Raw genomic sequence first — 16690 nt, forward strand, 5'->3', positions numbered from 1 at the left:
CATCTAAAAAAGTTATCCGCTTTTTTGCTAATAATGAATTATCATAGGTCAAATGTGCCTGAAGACCGATTCAACGGGCATTGAAAGCATTCACCAAATCAAAAAATGGAATTAAGGCAAATCAAAAAAATACAGAAAATCATCAGCCACCAAAACCCTGAACCAAAAAATCCGGGTTCAGCAAATTAGGCTTGTTGTAGGTTAGGGAAGTCTGTCCTTTCATCGTCAAAACCTTCCCTCCCATTGCCATGACCACTGCGTGCGCTGCGGCTGTATCCCATTCCATCGTTGGACCAAACCGAGGATAAAGTTGGGCCTTATTTTCCGCTATGAGCATAAATTTCAAAGAGGAACCCATACTGACTACTTCCGCATCAGGGTATTTTGCGATGAAATCGGCTGTTTCCGGATTCATATGGGACCTGCTCGCAACAATGGTTTTGATGGTGGCACCGGTCACCTCATCCAATTTTATTGGTTCTTCTCTTCCTTCTTGCTTCCACGCTCCGATTTCGCCGTTTCCCCAATAGATGCAATCCAATACCGGGGCATAAACTACGCCTATGATCGGCTCTCCCTGATGTATCAATGCGATATTGATGGTAAACTCACCATTCCTTTTGACAAATTCCTTGGTTCCATCAAGTGGATCTAACAACCAAAAATATTCCCAATCTTTTCTGATTTCATAGGGTACTGAACTTCCTTCTTCAGACAATATCGGCAAACCAGTTTGGTCCAAATGGTAAACGATTTCATCGTGCGCCTCCTGATCTGCCAAAGTCAATGGTGAGTTGTCCTCTTTTGATGTCAATCCGATTTGACCTGAATGATAAACATTTAAAATTCTCTCCCCTGCTTTCTGTGCTGCTGTTTTTGCCAATTGGGTCAAAACTGAAACAGATATATTTTGCTTACTCATGAGTGATAATGTTACTGAAAATTTTTAAAAGAATAGATTTATGTCTTTCTAACTGCTAGGTTGAATGGTTGACGGCTAGGTTTGGGACCTGAATCAAGATGATTATTATGGAAAGGTCGTTTCCCACACTGGCGACATTACTGAGTAAAATGAGTTAGTGTTAAAATAACTGTCAGTTTTCTAACCTCCTGAATATTATCCAAAGTAACTCAAACAGGGACGAAAGCATGCATTTATTGTCCGAACGATATCAAAAACTTTCCCAACGAATTTTGAAATTAAAAATTTTAAATAGATATTTTTCTAATTCAACAAATTTTATTTTTCCATTTTGATTATATTAAAATAAAGTTGCTAATTTACTTAAATTAGAAAAAACCATCTCCAATCAATAACATCAAACAAATGAGAAAGAAATCCTCCTTTTATCTTACTAGTTGCCTTTTCCTTCTCATCAGTGGGGATTTATTTTCTCAGTCTTCGGTCATGCAATTTAGGCATCCCTTGGACCCGCTTGACACCAATGAGATTAAGATTGTCAAACAGGTTTTATTGAAAGAAAATAAGGTCAGAAATGACAGCAGCAGTTTATACAGTATCATCAACATACAAGAACCCCCCAAAAGTGAGGTGTTGGCATATAAACCAGGAGATGATTTCAGGCGTGAAGCATTTGCCTATGTGTATGATTATCCTGCAAATGCCTTGGGAAAAGCAGTTATTGACTTAAAGCAACAAAAATTACTGTCTTTCGAAAAGATTGAAGGAAAACAACCTACAGGTGCTTTCAAAGCAGATTCTGTTTCTTCCGAAATTGTGAAAAATAATGCTGAATGGATAGCTGCACTTACCAAAAGAGGCATAAACCCAGATTCGGTGAAAGCAAGCCATGGGAATTTTGCCGCTGATCTTGGACTTGCTCCATTGGGCAATAGGGAACTGATTATTTCTCCTGCCTACAAAAACAAGCAGTTTAACCGAGTGCCAATTGGAGGGATTTATGCCTTTGTGGATATAACAGACAAAAAAGTTCTGAAGGTAGTGGATACTGGAGGTGGCTGGTCAGAACCTGTGAAGGTGGGCTATTTCGAGGGAGATTCCATCAAAATTGACATGACCGCTCCCAAACAAGTGCTGATTACACAGCCTGAGGGGGTCAATTACCGCATTGAAGGAAATCAGGTCATTTCTCCCCTTTGGAAATTCAGATTCAGCGTTCACAGTAGGGAAGGTTTGGTAATCCATGACCTGCACTACTTTGACCAAGAGCAAAAGAAGTGGCGCTATATCATGTATCGGGGCGGACTTGCAGAAATGATCGTGAATTATGGTTCTCCTGATTTGTTGAATGCCTCAAACAATTATTTTGATGTCGGAGAATTCAGGTTATTTCAGACCAAAGCCAGACCACTCACCTATGGTGCTGACGCTCCGGAAAACGCCACTTATCTGCCCGCGGTATTGCATGATGATTTTGCCAAACCTATTGTATCGGATAGTGCTATTGCTGTATTTGAAGAATTTGGTGGAGTGCTGTGGAGGCATCAAAACCATGCCCGGCGCGCGACTGATCTCGCAATCAAGTATTACATCACCGCAGGAAATTATGATTATGGATTTAAATGGATTTTCAAAGAGGACGGTACGGTAGTCATCGTTACCGAACTCAATGGTATCGCGCATATTCGGGTTGTGGAGCGGGTAACGGATGATCCCGGAAGTGCTGATGAATCCTATCAGGGGCATTATTTTGGAACTATCGTCGAGCCGCACGTGGAAGCGAACAACCATCAGCACTTTTTCATTTTCCGGCTAGATCTCGATATTGACGGACAGCATAATTCCGTGGGGGAAATGAACATGGTGGCAGTTCCTAAGGGCCCGGACAATCCCTATGGAAATTCCATTATCGGAAAAATGGATATGTTTAAGAATGAGCTTGAAGCCAAACGCATGGCCAATGCTGCCAGCAGCAGGATGTGGATGGTCATGAATCATCATGTGAAGAATAAATTCAACCATATGTCATCCTACATGCTTATGCCAAGTCCAGGTGTTGTGCCTTTGGCGGAAGTTGGTTCTTCGCTTTACAACCGTGCTGGGGCACTTTATCATCATTTTTGGACGACACCTTATAGGGCTGATGAAATGCATCCTACGGGTGATTTTCCGGTCAGCAACCAGAAAAATGAAGGATTGCCTACATGGACGCAGCAAAACAGGAACATTGATAATACCGATGTGGTCATTTGGTATGTGGCCGGGGTCAATCACATCGTCCGGCCTGAGGAATGGCCAATCATGAATCAACATACGGTATCGATTACCTTAATGCCCTTTGGCTTTATGTCAAAAAACCCGGTTTTAGGTTTGCCCCCGGTCAAATTGCCAACAACTGGTAATTAAACCCGAAATATGCATTGGCAATTCTATTACGAAACCTAATGCATATTCCATCCGACTTAACCAACTGTGATTTTAAGAAGAAATTAAATATCAACCTTTCTGAGAAGATGAATTGGATTATTTCCTAGAGTCACTTTTTGTCTTGATACAAAAAGTAACCAAAAAAATCAAGACGACGGAATCCTATCAGCCCACAAGGCCGGAGCCGGCCCGGTCCGTCGTCTTTCCTCCCCTGATCTACTCAGTTGATCTCGTTTATATTGATTGGTGATTTTTGTTTACTTCTTTCAATCCCTTATTTAAAGTTATCTCCATTACGTTACTTTTTTAAAGTCTTATAGTCTGGGTAAACCCGAAATATGAATTAGTAATTCTATTACAAACTTTAATTACTTCAGTCAATGGTTTTGTCTTGACCATGACTCAATTCGGGCTTTTCCGGTGCATGGTTGCCTGTTCATAGGAATAGGTCAGTTTGATCAATATTCCTTCATCAAACATCCTTCCCAAAAATTGCAGGCCCGCAGGTAGATTTCCAGCCGTAAATCCCATGGGAACAGTGAAGGCTGGTTGCCCAGTATGGGGAGATATAATCTGACTGTTATCCCCTTTATATTCTTCTTCAAAAAAGGCTATTCTGGCAGGTTTATTATTCCATGATGGGTATACCAAGGCATCCAATTGCAGTTCATCCATTTTCTTCTCGATGGCCTCCCTAAAAGCAACCCTTCTGATATCTGTAAAAGCATCCCCACATGGGATGGTAGAATTTTCGCATTGTTTTTTTGGCCTATAGGGTATTGAAATTTCTTACTTGCTGATTATATTCCGTACCCGCCTACAGGACGGGCAGGCCTAAAGGCACGGAGGGGGTTTGGTTAATTTTTTGTTCTACCCATATCAAGTCCCTAAAGGGACAATTCTCCCAGATCATCTTCAAAACGGGCAGGCCTAAAGGCACGGTTTTCTATATTTTCAATTTTTTCTACCCATATTTTATCCCTAAAAGGCTACCCATATTCAGTCCCTAAAGGGACCGGGATCATTTGCTAATCGTTTAATTTATCTACCAATATTTTGTCCCTAAAGGGACTGATATTTTGATGCAATTATTCTATCCCAAAGTTGTATTGCTGTAAACTGATATTTTGAATATCTGTCGTTTTTCGGTCCCTTTAGGGACCTGCTATGGGTAGAAACATTAAATAAGATTTGACCATCTGTGCCTTTAGGTACAGCATATATTTATTCAATTGGCTTGAAAATATACCGTGGATCATATTCAATTTCATGAATCTTCAAAAGCTCTTCGTATTCTTCAAGAAAAGATCTTTTTGAATGATGTATTTCCTGATCCTGAATATACTTGATTACCCTAGGTACCTGATTTTTTGAATAAGAGAAAGCTCCATAACCGGATTGCCAAGAAAACTTTCCTTTGACAAAACCTTTTGTATTTATCCATTTGGATGAATCTTCCTTCACCATTTGCATCAAATCTGCCAATGCTTGTGTAGGCCTAAGGCCAATCAGTAAATGAACATGGTCAGGCATCCCGTTAATTTGCAAAACCTTATGATCATAATTTTGAACCACTCCGGTGATGTATTTATAGAGCTCATCTTTCCAACTGCTTTGGATTAGAGAAACTCGATTTTGAACTGCAAATACAGCCTGAATATGAATTTGTGTATAGGTATTTGCCATCGTAAATATTATATCCCGTACCCGCCTACCGGACGGGCAGGCCTAAAGGCACGGAGGGGGTTTGGTTAATTTTTTGTTCTACCCATATCAAGTCCCTAAAGGGACAATTCTCCCAGATCATCTTCAAAACGGGCAGGCCGAAAGGCACGATTTTTCATATTTCCATTTTTTCTACCCATAATTTGTTCTTTAGGGCTACCCATATTCTGTCCCTAAAGGGACAGGGATTATTTGCTAATCGTTTAATTTATCTACCAATATTTTGTCCCTATAGGGACCGGGTCTATATCAAATCAATCCATCCATTGTATTATCCTTATATCCTTGAATTGAAAATCAAATGAGAATGGTATTTAAATCTGCTTTCATCTTTTGTTTAGTCCCTTTAGGGACTTTATATCGGTAGAAACATATTGATGATATTCATTTCTGTGCCTTTAGGTACAGGATCTATTTATTCAATTGGCTTGAAAATATACCGTGGATCATATTCAATTTCATGAATCTTCAAAAGCTCTTCGTATTCTTCAAGAAAAGATCTTTTTGAATGATGTATTTCCTGATCCTGAATATACTTGATTACCCTAGGTACCTGATTTTTTGAATAAGAGAAAGCTCCATAACCGGATTGCCAAGAAAACTTTCCTTTGACAAAACCTTTTGTATTTATCCATTTGGATGAATCTTCCTTCACCATTTGCATCAAATCTGCCAATGCTTGTGTAGGCCTAAGGCCAATCAGTAAATGAACATGGTCAGGCATCCCGTTAATTTGCAAAACCTTATGATCATAATTTTGAACCACTCCGGTGATGTATTTATAGAGCTCATCTTTCCAACTGCTTTGGATTAGAGAAACTCGATTTTGAACTGCAAATACAGCCTGAATATGAATTTGTGTATAGGTATTTGCCATCGTAAATATTATATCCCGTACCCGCCTACCGGACGGGCAGGCCTAAAGGCACGGAGGGGGTTTGGTTAATTTTTTGTTCTACCCATATCAAGTCCCTAAAGGGACAATTCTCCCAGATCATCTTCAAAACGGGCAGGCCGAAAGGCACGATTTTTCATATTTCCATTTTTTCTACCCATAATTTGTTCTTTAGGGCTACCCATATTCTGTCCCTAAAGGGACAGGGATTATTTGCTAATCGTTTAATTTATCTACCAATATTTTGTCCCTATAGGGACCGGGTCTATATCAAATCAATCCATCCATTGTATTATCCTTATATCCTTGAATTGAAAATCAAATGAGAATGGTATTTAAATCTGCTTTCATCTTTTGTTTAGTCCCTTTAGGGACTTTATATCGGTAGAAACATATTGATGATATTCATTTCTGTGCCTTTAGGTACAGGATCTATTTATTCAATTGGCTTGAAAATATACCGTGGATCATATTCAATTTCATGAATCTTCAAAAGCTCTTCGTATTCTTCAAGAAAAGATCTTTTTGAATGATGTATTTCCTGATCCTGAATATACTTGATTACCCTAGGTACCTGATTTTTTGAATAAGAGAAAGCTCCATAACCGGATTGCCAAGAAAACTTTCCTTTGACAAAACCTTTTGTATTTATCCATTTGGATGAATCTTCCTTCACCATTTGCATCAAATCTGCCAATGCTTGTGTAGGCCTAAGGCCAATCAGTAAATGAACATGGTCAGGCATCCCGTTAATTTGCAAAACCTTATGATCATAATTTTGAACCACTCCGGTGATGTATTTATAGAGCTCATCTTTCCAACTGCTTTGGATTAGAGAAACTCGATTTTGAACTGCAAATACAGCCTGAATATGAATTTGTGTATAGGTATTTGCCATCGTAAATATTATATCCCGTACCCGCCTACCGGACGGGCAGGCCTAAAGGCACGGAGGGGGTTTGGTTAATTTTTTGTTCTACCCATATCAAGTCCCTAAAGGGACAATTCTCCCAGATCATCTTCAAAACGGGCAGGCCGAAAGGCACGATTTTTCATATTTCCATTTTTTCTACCCATAATTTGTTCTTTAGGGCTACCCATATTCTGTCCCTAAAGGGACAGGGATTATTTGCTAATCGTTTAATTTATCTACCAATATTTTGTCCCTATAGGGACCAGGTCTATATCAAATCAATCCATCCATTGTATTATCCTTTTATCCTTGAATTGAAAATCAAATGAGAATGGTATTTAAATCTGCTTTCATCTTTTGTTTAGTCCCTATAGGGACCTTATATCGGTAGAAACATTAAATTAGATTTGACCATCTGTGCCTTTAGGTACAGGATCTATTTATTCAATTGGCTTGAAAATATACCGTGGATCCTCATCCTATCTTTCCATCTCCATCAATGTCTTTTCCACTTTGCTCCTCGAGAATCTTTAGGGTGCTGATCAAAAGAGATTTGGTCTTCTGAAGTTCATATTCTAAGAAAGCGACCCTCGCTTCCAAGGTTTCAGCCCTGCCTTTTTGATCAGAGATTTGGCTTTGTTGAATTAGATTCCAAAATAGTCCCATGGTATTAATTTTTAAAGATTTTTAAAACAGACTGCATCTCTTGATGCCAAGAGAAAATCGGATCAAGTCGTCGGACGGATTGAAGCCCGCAGGTCATTTTTTGAAATAGGAAGTTGTCGGATTCGGATTCCGGTAGCATCAAAGATGGCATTGGTCACGGCCGGGGCTATAAGAGGCGTACTTGGTTCGCCCGCTCCTCCGGGGGGATTTCCGGAATTCATGATATGGGTTTCAATTTTTGGTGCCTCATTCATTCGGGTAACCGGGTAATTATGGAAGTTACCTTGTGCAACTGCCCCGTTTTCGATGGTAATCTCTCCGGTCATGGCAGCGGCCAAGCCGTAGATTATTCCACTTTCCATTTGGGCAATGAATCCATTCGGGTGAATGGCAAAACCCGGATCAACTGCACAGACTACCCGATGAACTTTTACCTTTCCATCAACGCCGACTTCCACTTCTGCTACCTCAGCCACAATGGATCCAAAAGATTGAGCAATGGCGATGCCTCTGCCCCAATTGGCAGGAAGGGGCGCTCCCCAGTTTGACTTTTCGTAAACCAAGTCTAACACACTCTGAAACCTTGGCTGATCCTTTATCAATTTTTTCCTAAAGGCAAAAGGATCTTGCTTGGCAGCATGGGCCATTTCATCAATGAAGGATTCTGTCAAAAAACCATGGGTCGAATGGTCGACACTTCGCCAGTTGCCCCAAGGCACATGGGAGGCTGGGCTAGAATATTGAATCAACTGATTGGGAATATTGTAAGGAATATCCGCAGCCTCCAGGCGGATGATGTTTGAAGATAAACTGATGGGTATAAGCGACGGGAAGTCCTGATTGATCCAAGCCCGCCTTCATCCTACTGATAGTCGCCTCCCGATAGACATCGTGCTGTGTATCTTCCTCTCTTGACCAGATTAATTTGACCGGGTAGTCCACTTCCCTTGCGATCAATATCGCCTGCTTCATCACATCTGTCTCGCCGCGTCTTCCAAAGGCTCCACCCAAGAGTTGGTTATGTACAGTAACCTGATCGATATCTATTTCAAGGAGTTCTGCCGCGGCGGACCTGACTCCAAGGGGGTTTTGACTTCCACACCAAACCTCACATTTTCCATCGTGCACCCATGCAGTGCAGTTCATGGGTTCCATCGTGGCGTGGGCCAAAAACGGAAGTTGGTATTCTGCCTCAACCAGGATCGCTGCCTGTTCTAATGCTTTTGTAGCATCTCCGTCTTTGAAGTGTTTATCCAGATTTCCATCTGCCAAATCCGCATCCATGGCTTTGCGATAGCGGTCTATGATTTCTTCCTGATTCAGTCCACTATTTTCAGTAATTTCAAATTCTATCGGAAGTGCATCCAACGCAGTTTTCGCCAGCCAATACCCATCAGCAATGACAACCACTGCATCTCCTAAGTTTAAAATCTTTTTCACACCTTGTTGGCTTGAAGAGACGGTAGTGTCTAAAGATTTTACTTTACTTCCAAAAACCGGTGCTGCCTTAATCGAGGCATATTTCATTCCGGGTACCTGCACATCCATTCCAAACTGAGCTTCCCCGGTCACCTTGGCCGGTATATCGAATCTTGGCAGGGAAGTCCCCATGAGGGTAAACTCTTCAGGTGATTTTAGCTTTGGATGGGTGGGCATTTTGACCTTGGCTGCAGCAGGTGCAAGCTCCGCAAAAGTGGCGCTTCGGTTACTTATTTGGTGACTTATGATGCTATTTTGGGCAGTAAGTTCCTCAACAGGCACCTTCCATGTAGCTGCAGCGGCTTGCATCAGCATGGATTTGGCTGCTGCCCCTGCGATCCGCATGGCTTGCTGACCGGTAAATCTCACCGAAGCACTTCCGCCTGTAATCTGGAAATTCAGAGATTTGACGGCAGTGAGGAAAACCCCGTCGATCGTTTCATCTATAAACTTGGGGAAAGTTGCATTGCCTGCGACAAAACCTTTCAACACGCTTAAATTGGCATATTCTTTATCGGCGGGAGCTTCCTGAAACTTCACTTTTGACCAATCAGCATCCATTTCGTCAGCGAGCATCATCGCCAAGGTGGTATGCACGCCCTGCCCCATTTCGGCATGTGGAATGATTGCCGTGACCGTATTATCCGGAGCGATTTTGAGCCAAACATTCATGACCGTTTCTCCTTCTGAAGCTATCAATCCGGCTACTTTTGAGGAACGGTTTCCCGGTCGGATCGCTATCCCAATTACCAAGGTGCCTCCCGCCAAAACTCCGGCTCCTATAAATGCGCGTCTAGTCCATTTTTTCATTTTCGTATTGGTTTAGAGCGTATTGGAAGTTTGGAGAGATGCTGAAGCGCGCTGAATGGCTGACTTAATTCTACCATACATGCCGCAGCGACAGATGTTTCCTGACATGGCGGCATCGATTTCTTCCTCGCTTGGAGAGGGATTTTCATTCAATAGCGCTACCGCAGACATGATTTGTCCGGATTGGCAATAGCCACATTGGGGCGTCTGTTCTTCAATCCAAGCTTGCTGCACGATATGAGGTGTGTTTTTATCTAGGGCAATTCCTTCAATGGTGGTGATGTTTTTCTCTTCAGCCGAGATCGCCGAAGTTACGCAAGAGCGAACAGGTTGGCCATCAAGATGAACAGTACAGGCCCCACATTGAGCGATACCGCATCCAAACTTGGTCCCGGTCAATCCACACTGTTCACGGATTACCCAAAGCAAGGGTATGTCAGCCGAGGCATCTACTTTATATTCCTTTCCATTAATAGTCAAACTGGTCATATTACACGGTTAAAATTATTTGTCAATATCGGAATTAAATTAGAAATCAGCGGTCTTCTAGTGACAAGATGAGATGGTAAAGTTGGACTTTTTGTTTTTTGGTTTTTAAGACTAAAAAGTGCCTTGACCTAGCCTGAAGGTGTTACATTAAGAAGTTCCATATTTCCTTCCTTTCACAAAATTTCATGAAACGGAATCGGAATTAGAATTACAGAAAATAAAAAAGCGTAGAGGAAGTCTACGCTTGGTAAGGAGTTTAATTGCTTATTCTTTTGTTTGATCAAATACAAATTCTGGCTTTCCCATCAGAAAAAATACGTCTCACCTAGACTTAGCTTGTTTTTATTGTTTTATTCCTATTTTGACGATCTCAAATTCCTTTCATTTAGTTCTATTAATGACTCTAAACCATGAACTTCAAATCTATCAAGCATTCTCGCGTTCTGTTTTTGTGTGCTGTTGCCACCTTGTTTTCCTTAGCTGCTTTTGGCCAATCTTCAGAAGTTGAAAAAGCCTTTTCAGCTGCTGAATCCAAAGGGTTTTCAGGGGTTTTGCTATTGGCAGTAGATGGGAAAGTGGTATTTGAAGAAGCAACCGGGTTTCAGTATTACGAGCAAAAAGTCCCTCTGTTGCCAACAGATGTATTTGAAATGGCTTCAGTTTCCAAGCAATTTACCGCCATGATGGTGATGATGTGTGCTGAAAAAGGGCTCTTGAATTACAATGATTATGCTGACAAGTACCTCGATATCCCTTACAAAGGAATCACGATCAAGGAACTGCTCTCCCATACCAATGGCCTGCCGGATTATCAGGCAGTCATGGACAGGCATTGGGATAAAAGTAAAGTAGCTGATAATGAAGACATATTGGAATACCTTCGCAAATATCACCCTCCAATGCTCTCAATGCCAAGCGAAAAATATGAATACAGCAATACAGCCTATGTATTCCTGGCAAGCATAGTGGAAAAAGTGACTGGCAGGGATTTTATCGAACTTTCAAGAGAATGGATTTTCAAACCTTTGGGCATGAATAACACAGACATCAGAACATTGGAGGAAAAAGCCATGGTCAGCAACTTTGCCGCAGGCCACCTGAAAGATAAAAAAGGGGATTATGTCAATGCCAACAAATTTCATGATTCAGATTACACCGTTTGGCTAGGTAACAGAAAAGGTCCGGGGAGGATCAGCAGTACCGCACATGATTTATTGCTTTGGGATCAGGCATTATACAATGGCACATTGGTCAGCGACAAAACTTTGAAATCAGCATTCTCCCCGCAAGCATTGAATGATTGTACCTTGAGTCAGTACGGCTACGGATGGGACCTGAGTCAGGATGAGTATTTTGGAAAGATCGTTTCCCACACAGGCGACAATCCAGGTTACAAGACGCTGATCATGAGGTTTATTGATCAAAACAAAACCTTGATTCTATTGAACAACAATTACCATGAAGCCAATAACCAACTGATTGAAAGTGCGGTGGAGTCTTTGAAAAATTGGTGATTCCTGAAGTTTTATCGATTCTTTTTTTGTTAACTACCTAGCTTGTTTTTTACATAATCAGAAAGTCGTAGGGAGAGCGCCACTATAGTAAGTGTTGGGTTGGGTGCTCCTGAGGTGGCATAACAACCGGAACCTGCCACATACAAATTTGCTAACCCATGGACTTGGCAATTTGCATCGACGACACCTTTTTTGGGATCACTGCTCATCCGGGTGGTGCCCATATGGTGCCATCCCCCGTTAGTGCCTTCAGGCCAGGTATAATTGTCTTTTTCATCCTGCAAAAATTCCTTGAGTTTAACCCGACCGATCCCCGCCTTACCTATCTGCTGACCTATGATTTGATTGACCTTGCGGATACTTCTTTTATCAAGTTCGGTCAATGCCCAATGAAGATCAGCTCGAGGCATTCCCAATTCATCCAATTCGGTACCGAGGGTAACCCTTGAGTCGGGATTGGGGGCCTGCTCGATCCGGGTTTGGAATTCAAATGCTCTTGTTATGGCTCCTTTGTTTTCATTTGCCGCCAACTTTGTAGCCTCATCCCAATTCTTAAACATGTTATCAACTGATTTCCTTGGGTCTTCGTCTTGCCATGTTTCTATTCTTGATTTGGTATGTCGGGCAGTGCTCAATGGGCTTAATCCTGCCGTACCATTCAATATTTTATTTTCGATCTGGACTTTTTCCGCGATTGCCAGCTCACACCATAATTTTGGGTTTTCAAAAAAGAAAGTAAAAAGGTCAGTGGGGAAAGGCTCAAACAACCATAATTCCGCTGTCTGGATTTCCAAATGCTCCATAAAATATCGGCCAACTATGTCATTTTCATTCCCTAGTCCTTTTGGAGACTGCTTGTTTGATGCGAGCAATAACCTCGCATTTTGGATGGCACCTGAGGCAAGAATAAAATGCTTTGCCTTGACGGTCTGCGTTTTTCCTGACAGGTTCTTTACTACCACATGGTCTATGCTTGTGACATTTTCATTGGCCTTGATATCGACCACGGTGGCATAGGTATGTAGGTGAATATTTTTGGCTTTGACAATATCCTCTTTATAAAACTTACCTAATCCTCCATTAAATCCCCATGCCGGGCTGATTTGCCACATTTTATGCCAAACAATACTTTCATCAAGGGGGAAAGGATTCAGATTTGGCATTTCTTTTTGCCAATAATCAAGGTTGTAATTATAAGGCCCCAACTTCAGTTTTTCATTGGCTCTGGCATAAAAAGGATCGAGGTCCTTCCTTGAAATCGGCCATCCGCTATTGGGAACCCAATCTCTTTCTATAAAATCAATATTATCAAATGGTGAACACATCCCTGCCCAATGTCCTGTGGTGCCACCAAATAAGGACAGGCGACTAGATTTTAAGGGATAGTATTTTTGACCTGTCGTTTTGCCCTTGTACAAATCCTGGACTTTGTCATCATATTCAAATCCACCGCTTTCAAGCAGGATCACTTTGTAGGGTGTATTTATCCAATCAAGGGCCATACTGATCCCCGCTGCACCTGCGCCAATGATACATACATCGCCTTCTATGGTAGTGTTGTCAGGAAGATTTCTTGAATCTATATGCATATCATTTTAATTAAGTTGACTTACAGAAAATAAGGCACATTGCCGGGCTTCGGTGATGGACAAAATCCAGCCATCAACCATTATAATACTTCCATTTTCAAAATCATTGATGACTTCTTGCTCCAAACCCTGAGCAATTGATCCCTCTTTTACATCGATTTGATCTAATAATTTGACTAGTGTGCGTTCCTCTTTTTCTTTTTGATTGATCAAAAGATATTGGTCACCGATTGCGCCGATTGTTTCATAATCCCAAATCTTCAAAAGTGATGTAGGTTGGGCCAAAGCCTTATCAAATTCCCCACTCTTATAATTCTGACAGGATACCGGAATGGTAAGGGCTGCTAAGCCAACTGCACCTTGAATGATGAATTTTCTTCTTTTCATGTTTAGTGTGTTTTAAAAATTAGCTGGTTAAAAAAACAGTGAATTAAATCGTGTTTAGAATTTCGACAAAAAATGTCTTTTATCTTATCATCCCAGGACGAAAGCATGCTTTTATTGTCCGAACGATATCAAAAAGTTTCCCAATAACAGTAAGTTTAATCTCCTGCCTTACACCCCGGTAAAGAAAAAACTTTACCAACATAATCAACCGTTGCTTTCGTTGTCCAAAAACCACGAATAATATTATCTCAATTTTTTTCCCGATTGGTTAAGAAATATTTCACCTATCCAGCCTTTTAATTTCGATCTCCAGATCAATGATCATGGAGGCTACCGATTTCCTCAGGTTTTCATAAAAGTAGCCGATATAGGATCTGGTGCGATTTTGCTGGGTTTTGATAAAATAGAGGTACTCCTGATCAGTTTTTAGGGATTCAAAGTCCAAGGGAACCATGCTTCCTTCAAAACCATCTGTACCTAGAAAATTATATCCGGATTCAAACCTTTCCGGCACAATATACCTCATATTGTATTGCACTTCAGCCAATTCTTCTTGCTCTGCTTTTAGGAAAAAATCATATTGGGAATCATAGACAGCGATCAGTTTATTGCGGATGTCAGTGTTATAAATGATATCCAATCCCCTGGATTTAGCAGTTTCAAATGAGCTGGTCGAGTGTATGAAGTGTATGGGTAGAAGCGTGTAATTGAAGTGAAAAGCCAAAGAATCGTGGTAGGAACCATCCTTTTCCAGAATTTCGAGTATCAGGTTTAAGGCGTACTGGCTTTTCCTGAGTTCATCCATATTGAAATTGATCTCCGCCAGATCGGTCACCAATTCTGTTTTACAGCCTTTTAGAATTTCAAGTTCAGCTCTCTTTCGGTTTCTGGTTTCTCCGTAGTTCGCCAATTCAAAAGCGCCATAGATACCGATGACAAGCACGAGAATTTCGAGGAAATATTCCGGCCATTTTTCTTTGAGGGTGGAGAGGATTCTTTTCATTGTTGAAGTTCTTTTTGGATCAGTTCTTTTAGTTTCTGGTTATGGGTCAGGACTTGTTTGATATTGGATTCTGTGTTTTTGGATTTTATAGATGCTTCCAAAAGCAATTGTTGAAATTCAGGTGTTTTTGAAAGAAGAATTAAACCTAATTTATCGACAAATTCAAAAGATACTTCTTGCTTAGTATATGCTTTGTTTTCAAACCAGTTGGATAATTGGTGGATTTTTTTGTCAGCCAAAAAGACCCGAACTCTGTTTTCTAACAACTCAGCATATTGCACATAGGTGTCATCCAGATCTTTTAAGAACCTTGAATAGGTGTTAATCTCTTTTCTAATACTTTCACTGGATATTTTGCCGGCAACAAAAGGATCGTTCTTGATCGCTATAGGGTTATAATAAATCTGGAACCTGATCAAATTGGGGTTTTCGATTTCCAGGTCCATCCCTTTCACCCCGATTTCATAGAGCACCTGATGCAGGTTATTGATTTTATTTAAAGTAGCCAGGTTGTCGCTGAAGGAGAGAGAATCTGCTCTCAAATCCTGAATAAGGTTATTTAAAACTACCCGTTCAGATTGCCTCGCTTTGTGAGCCTCGTTCGCATTGTTGATTTGCAAGGCAATCAGAATCCCAATGACGACCAGGAAGATTTCGCCAATGGCATAGGCCAAGTATTGGGTGATTCTGTTTTGTTGAAGGAGTTTTTGGCGGATTTTTCGGAAGATGCTAATCATGGGGTATCCGTTTTGTTTAGCTGTGTATCGATTCTAGCCAGTGAGCGCTGTGTGGAAATAACCATTTCTTCCAAGCTGCTGATCAAATTTTTGCCATTGAGAAGGCAAAGTGAAAAACCATTTTTATAAGCTGGATCGTTTAGCAATACTTTTGTGACTTCCGGATTTGTTGTTGTGGCTTGCTCAGTTCCACCTAGTATGGCCATATAATCCTTGTAGGCTTGCCCCACATCCCCGGTTCGGAAGAATGGGCCATAGAGGTATTCTTGGTAGTCATAGCGCATATGCTCCTGATCACCGTCGATTTTGTCATAGCTGAGTTCCATGCGCAGCAGTTCATTTTTCAAACTGTCATCCGATAGGATGCCAAGGCTCCCCGAACTGATCATTTCCCTGAGGGTGCTGTTATTTCGGATAAAAGGATTCCAATACAACACTTCCATGGTGTGGAAATTTAGAGAATCCGTATTGGTAATAGGCGCGCCTTCAAAATAGCTGATCATCACCTCGGCTGATCTTCCGGCCCTGCTGTACCGGGTTATGCTACGTTGCAGTTCATCGAGGTTGAGTAAGAGGTCTGACCGCAAACCATGGAGAAAAGCCGTCTCTCGTGCTTTGGTTTGCAGTGCTTCCCGGTAGTTGTTTACCTGCAAGGCGATCAGAATTCCGATTACAACAAGGAAGATTTCTCCGATGGCATATACCAAGTATCGGGTCACCTTATTTTCAGCGAGGAGTTTTTGTCGGATTTTGCGGAAGAATTTAAGCATTAGATTAAAAGAGATTTGTCAGAAGTCATTGTCCCGTAGGTAGAAGATCCCGATCATTTCGGGGGGCAAAATATGCGTAGAAAACAGATCGGTAAGCAGAAATAGCGTGCCGTAGGCCTGCCTGTCCGGTAGGCAGGTACGCAATATGATTTGTAATTCGGAAAGATTCCTAATATATCCCGTACCTAAAAGCACGGCGGGGTCATCGCTAACTGTTAGTTCTACCCATATCAAGTCCCTAAAGGGACTGCGCCTTCTCAAATCTGCACCAAGGAAGAATTCGCCTACGGCATTTTTGAGGTAGTCTATAACATTCCATTCTTGCAGGAGTTTTTGGCGGATTTTTCGGAAGAGAAATAACATA

The 16690-nt window shown here is 41.3% G+C and carries 17 protein-coding genes; 2 read left to right on the forward strand and 15 right to left on the reverse strand.

Translation table 11 applies throughout. From position 1 onward, the window contains the following. Window positions 1–142: 142 nt before the first annotated feature. Complete coding sequence (gene cysQ / locus M3O96_RS01020; protein ID WP_249717871.1) at window positions 143–922, reverse strand: 3'(2'),5'-bisphosphate nucleotidase CysQ; 780 nt, start codon at window positions 920–922, stop codon at window positions 143–145. A 405-nt stretch (window positions 923–1327) separates the two neighbouring features. On the opposite strand from cysQ, the gene M3O96_RS01025 reads away from it, so the two are divergent. Continuing rightward, entirely contained in the window at window positions 1328–3328 is a 2001-nt protein-coding gene (locus M3O96_RS01025) for a copper amine oxidase (protein ID WP_249717875.1), read from the forward strand. 423 nt (window positions 3329–3751) lie between these two features. On the opposite strand, the gene M3O96_RS01030 is transcribed toward M3O96_RS01025, so the two are convergent. From M3O96_RS01030 to M3O96_RS01065, 8 genes are all read right to left on the reverse strand, one after another. Next, on the reverse strand, window positions 3752–4135 hold the full coding sequence (locus M3O96_RS01030) for an amidase family protein (protein WP_502798890.1): 384 nt from the start codon (window positions 4133–4135) through the stop codon (window positions 3752–3754). 438 nt (window positions 4136–4573) lie between these two features. Then, complete coding sequence (gene tnpA / locus M3O96_RS01035) at window positions 4574–5035, reverse strand: IS200/IS605 family transposase (protein WP_249717877.1); 462 nt, start codon at window positions 5033–5035, stop codon at window positions 4574–4576. 454 nt (window positions 5036–5489) lie between these two features. Then, complete coding sequence (gene tnpA, locus M3O96_RS01040) at window positions 5490–5951, reverse strand: IS200/IS605 family transposase (RefSeq protein WP_249717877.1); 462 nt, start codon at window positions 5949–5951, stop codon at window positions 5490–5492. A 454-nt stretch (window positions 5952–6405) separates the two neighbouring features. Then, complete coding sequence (tnpA, locus tag M3O96_RS01045; protein WP_249717877.1) at window positions 6406–6867, reverse strand: IS200/IS605 family transposase; 462 nt, start codon at window positions 6865–6867, stop codon at window positions 6406–6408. 489 nt (window positions 6868–7356) lie between these two features. Beyond that, complete coding sequence (locus M3O96_RS01050) at window positions 7357–7548, reverse strand: hypothetical protein (protein ID WP_249717879.1); 192 nt, start codon at window positions 7546–7548, stop codon at window positions 7357–7359. A 62-nt stretch (window positions 7549–7610) separates the two neighbouring features. Beyond that, a complete protein-coding gene (locus M3O96_RS01055; RefSeq protein ID WP_249717885.1) occupies window positions 7611–8297 on the reverse strand; it encodes a molybdopterin cofactor-binding domain-containing protein in 687 nt (228 codons plus the stop codon). Next, entirely contained in the window at window positions 8281–9837 is a 1557-nt protein-coding gene (locus tag M3O96_RS01060) for a xanthine dehydrogenase family protein molybdopterin-binding subunit (RefSeq protein WP_249717888.1), read from the reverse strand. Before M3O96_RS01060 ends, M3O96_RS01055 begins: the two co-directional genes overlap by 17 nt. A 12-nt stretch (window positions 9838–9849) precedes the next feature. Beyond that, a complete protein-coding gene (locus M3O96_RS01065) occupies window positions 9850–10326 on the reverse strand; it encodes a (2Fe-2S)-binding protein (RefSeq protein WP_249717892.1) in 477 nt (158 codons plus the stop codon). 410 nt (window positions 10327–10736) lie between these two features. Here M3O96_RS01065 and M3O96_RS01070 point away from each other — a divergent pair, with 410 nt between their 5' ends. Next, window positions 10737–11840: a serine hydrolase domain-containing protein gene (locus tag M3O96_RS01070; protein ID WP_249717895.1), complete on the forward strand. Its 1104-nt coding sequence runs from the start codon at window positions 10737–10739 to the stop codon at window positions 11838–11840. Window positions 11841–11869: 29 nt separating this feature from the next. Here M3O96_RS01070 and M3O96_RS01075 read toward each other — a convergent pair whose 3' ends face one another. The 6 genes from M3O96_RS01075 to M3O96_RS01100 form a co-directional block, all read right to left on the reverse strand. After that, on the reverse strand, window positions 11870–13429 hold the full coding sequence (locus tag M3O96_RS01075) for a GMC oxidoreductase (RefSeq protein WP_249717897.1): 1560 nt from the start codon (window positions 13427–13429) through the stop codon (window positions 11870–11872). Between the two features lie 6 nt (window positions 13430–13435). After that, window positions 13436–13816, reverse strand: coding sequence for a hypothetical protein (locus M3O96_RS01080; RefSeq protein WP_249717901.1), 381 nt, complete (start codon window positions 13814–13816; stop codon window positions 13436–13438). 280 nt (window positions 13817–14096) lie between these two features. Then, window positions 14097–14819 (reverse strand): hypothetical protein, encoded by a 723-nt coding sequence (locus M3O96_RS01085; RefSeq protein ID WP_249717905.1) that lies wholly within the window; start codon window positions 14817–14819, stop codon window positions 14097–14099. Further along, the gene (locus M3O96_RS01090; RefSeq protein WP_249717908.1) at window positions 14816–15556 is read right to left on the reverse strand and encodes a DUF6090 family protein; all 741 of its coding nucleotides are present in this window, start codon (window positions 15554–15556) and stop codon (window positions 14816–14818) included. Before M3O96_RS01090 ends, M3O96_RS01085 begins: the two co-directional genes overlap by 4 nt. Next, window positions 15553–16326: a DUF6090 family protein gene (locus M3O96_RS01095; RefSeq protein ID WP_249717911.1), complete on the reverse strand. Its 774-nt coding sequence runs from the start codon at window positions 16324–16326 to the stop codon at window positions 15553–15555. Before M3O96_RS01095 ends, M3O96_RS01090 begins: the two co-directional genes overlap by 4 nt. 18 nt (window positions 16327–16344) lie before the next feature. After that, on the reverse strand, window positions 16345–16689 hold the full coding sequence (locus M3O96_RS01100) for a hypothetical protein (protein ID WP_249717912.1): 345 nt from the start codon (window positions 16687–16689) through the stop codon (window positions 16345–16347). Between the last annotated feature and the right edge of the window lies 1 nt (window position 16690).

This window comes from Aquiflexum sp. TKW24L (assembly GCF_023502205.1).
GTDB lineage: Bacteria > Bacteroidota > Bacteroidia > Cytophagales > Cyclobacteriaceae > Cognataquiflexum.

Coding starts and splice junctions, on each gene's coding strand:
- cysQ (WP_249717871.1), bottom strand. CDS start 922: ATGAGTAAGCAAAATATATCTGTTTCAGTTTTGACCCAATTGGCAAAA.
- M3O96_RS01025 (WP_249717875.1), top strand. CDS start 1,328: ATGAGAAAGAAATCCTCCTTTTATCTTACTAGTTGCCTTTTCCTTCTC.
- tnpA (WP_249717877.1), bottom strand. CDS start 5,035: ATGGCAAATACCTATACACAAATTCATATTCAGGCTGTATTTGCAGTT.
- tnpA (WP_249717877.1), bottom strand. CDS start 5,951: ATGGCAAATACCTATACACAAATTCATATTCAGGCTGTATTTGCAGTT.
- tnpA (WP_249717877.1), bottom strand. CDS start 6,867: ATGGCAAATACCTATACACAAATTCATATTCAGGCTGTATTTGCAGTT.
- M3O96_RS01050 (WP_249717879.1), bottom strand. CDS start 7,548: ATGGGACTATTTTGGAATCTAATTCAACAAAGCCAAATCTCTGATCAA.
- M3O96_RS01060 (WP_249717888.1), bottom strand. CDS start 9,837: ATGAAAAAATGGACTAGACGCGCATTTATAGGAGCCGGAGTTTTGGCG.
- M3O96_RS01065 (WP_249717892.1), bottom strand. CDS start 10,326: ATGACCAGTTTGACTATTAATGGAAAGGAATATAAAGTAGATGCCTCG.
- M3O96_RS01070 (WP_249717895.1), top strand. CDS start 10,737: ATGAACTTCAAATCTATCAAGCATTCTCGCGTTCTGTTTTTGTGTGCT.
- M3O96_RS01075 (WP_249717897.1), bottom strand. CDS start 13,429: ATGCATATAGATTCAAGAAATCTTCCTGACAACACTACCATAGAAGGC.
- M3O96_RS01080 (WP_249717901.1), bottom strand. CDS start 13,816: ATGAAAAGAAGAAAATTCATCATTCAAGGTGCAGTTGGCTTAGCAGCC.
- M3O96_RS01085 (WP_249717905.1), bottom strand. CDS start 14,819: ATGAAAAGAATCCTCTCCACCCTCAAAGAAAAATGGCCGGAATATTTC.
- M3O96_RS01090 (WP_249717908.1), bottom strand. CDS start 15,556: ATGATTAGCATCTTCCGAAAAATCCGCCAAAAACTCCTTCAACAAAAC.
- M3O96_RS01095 (WP_249717911.1), bottom strand. CDS start 16,326: ATGCTTAAATTCTTCCGCAAAATCCGACAAAAACTCCTCGCTGAAAAT.
- M3O96_RS01100 (WP_249717912.1), bottom strand. CDS start 16,689: ATGTTATTTCTCTTCCGAAAAATCCGCCAAAAACTCCTGCAAGAATGG.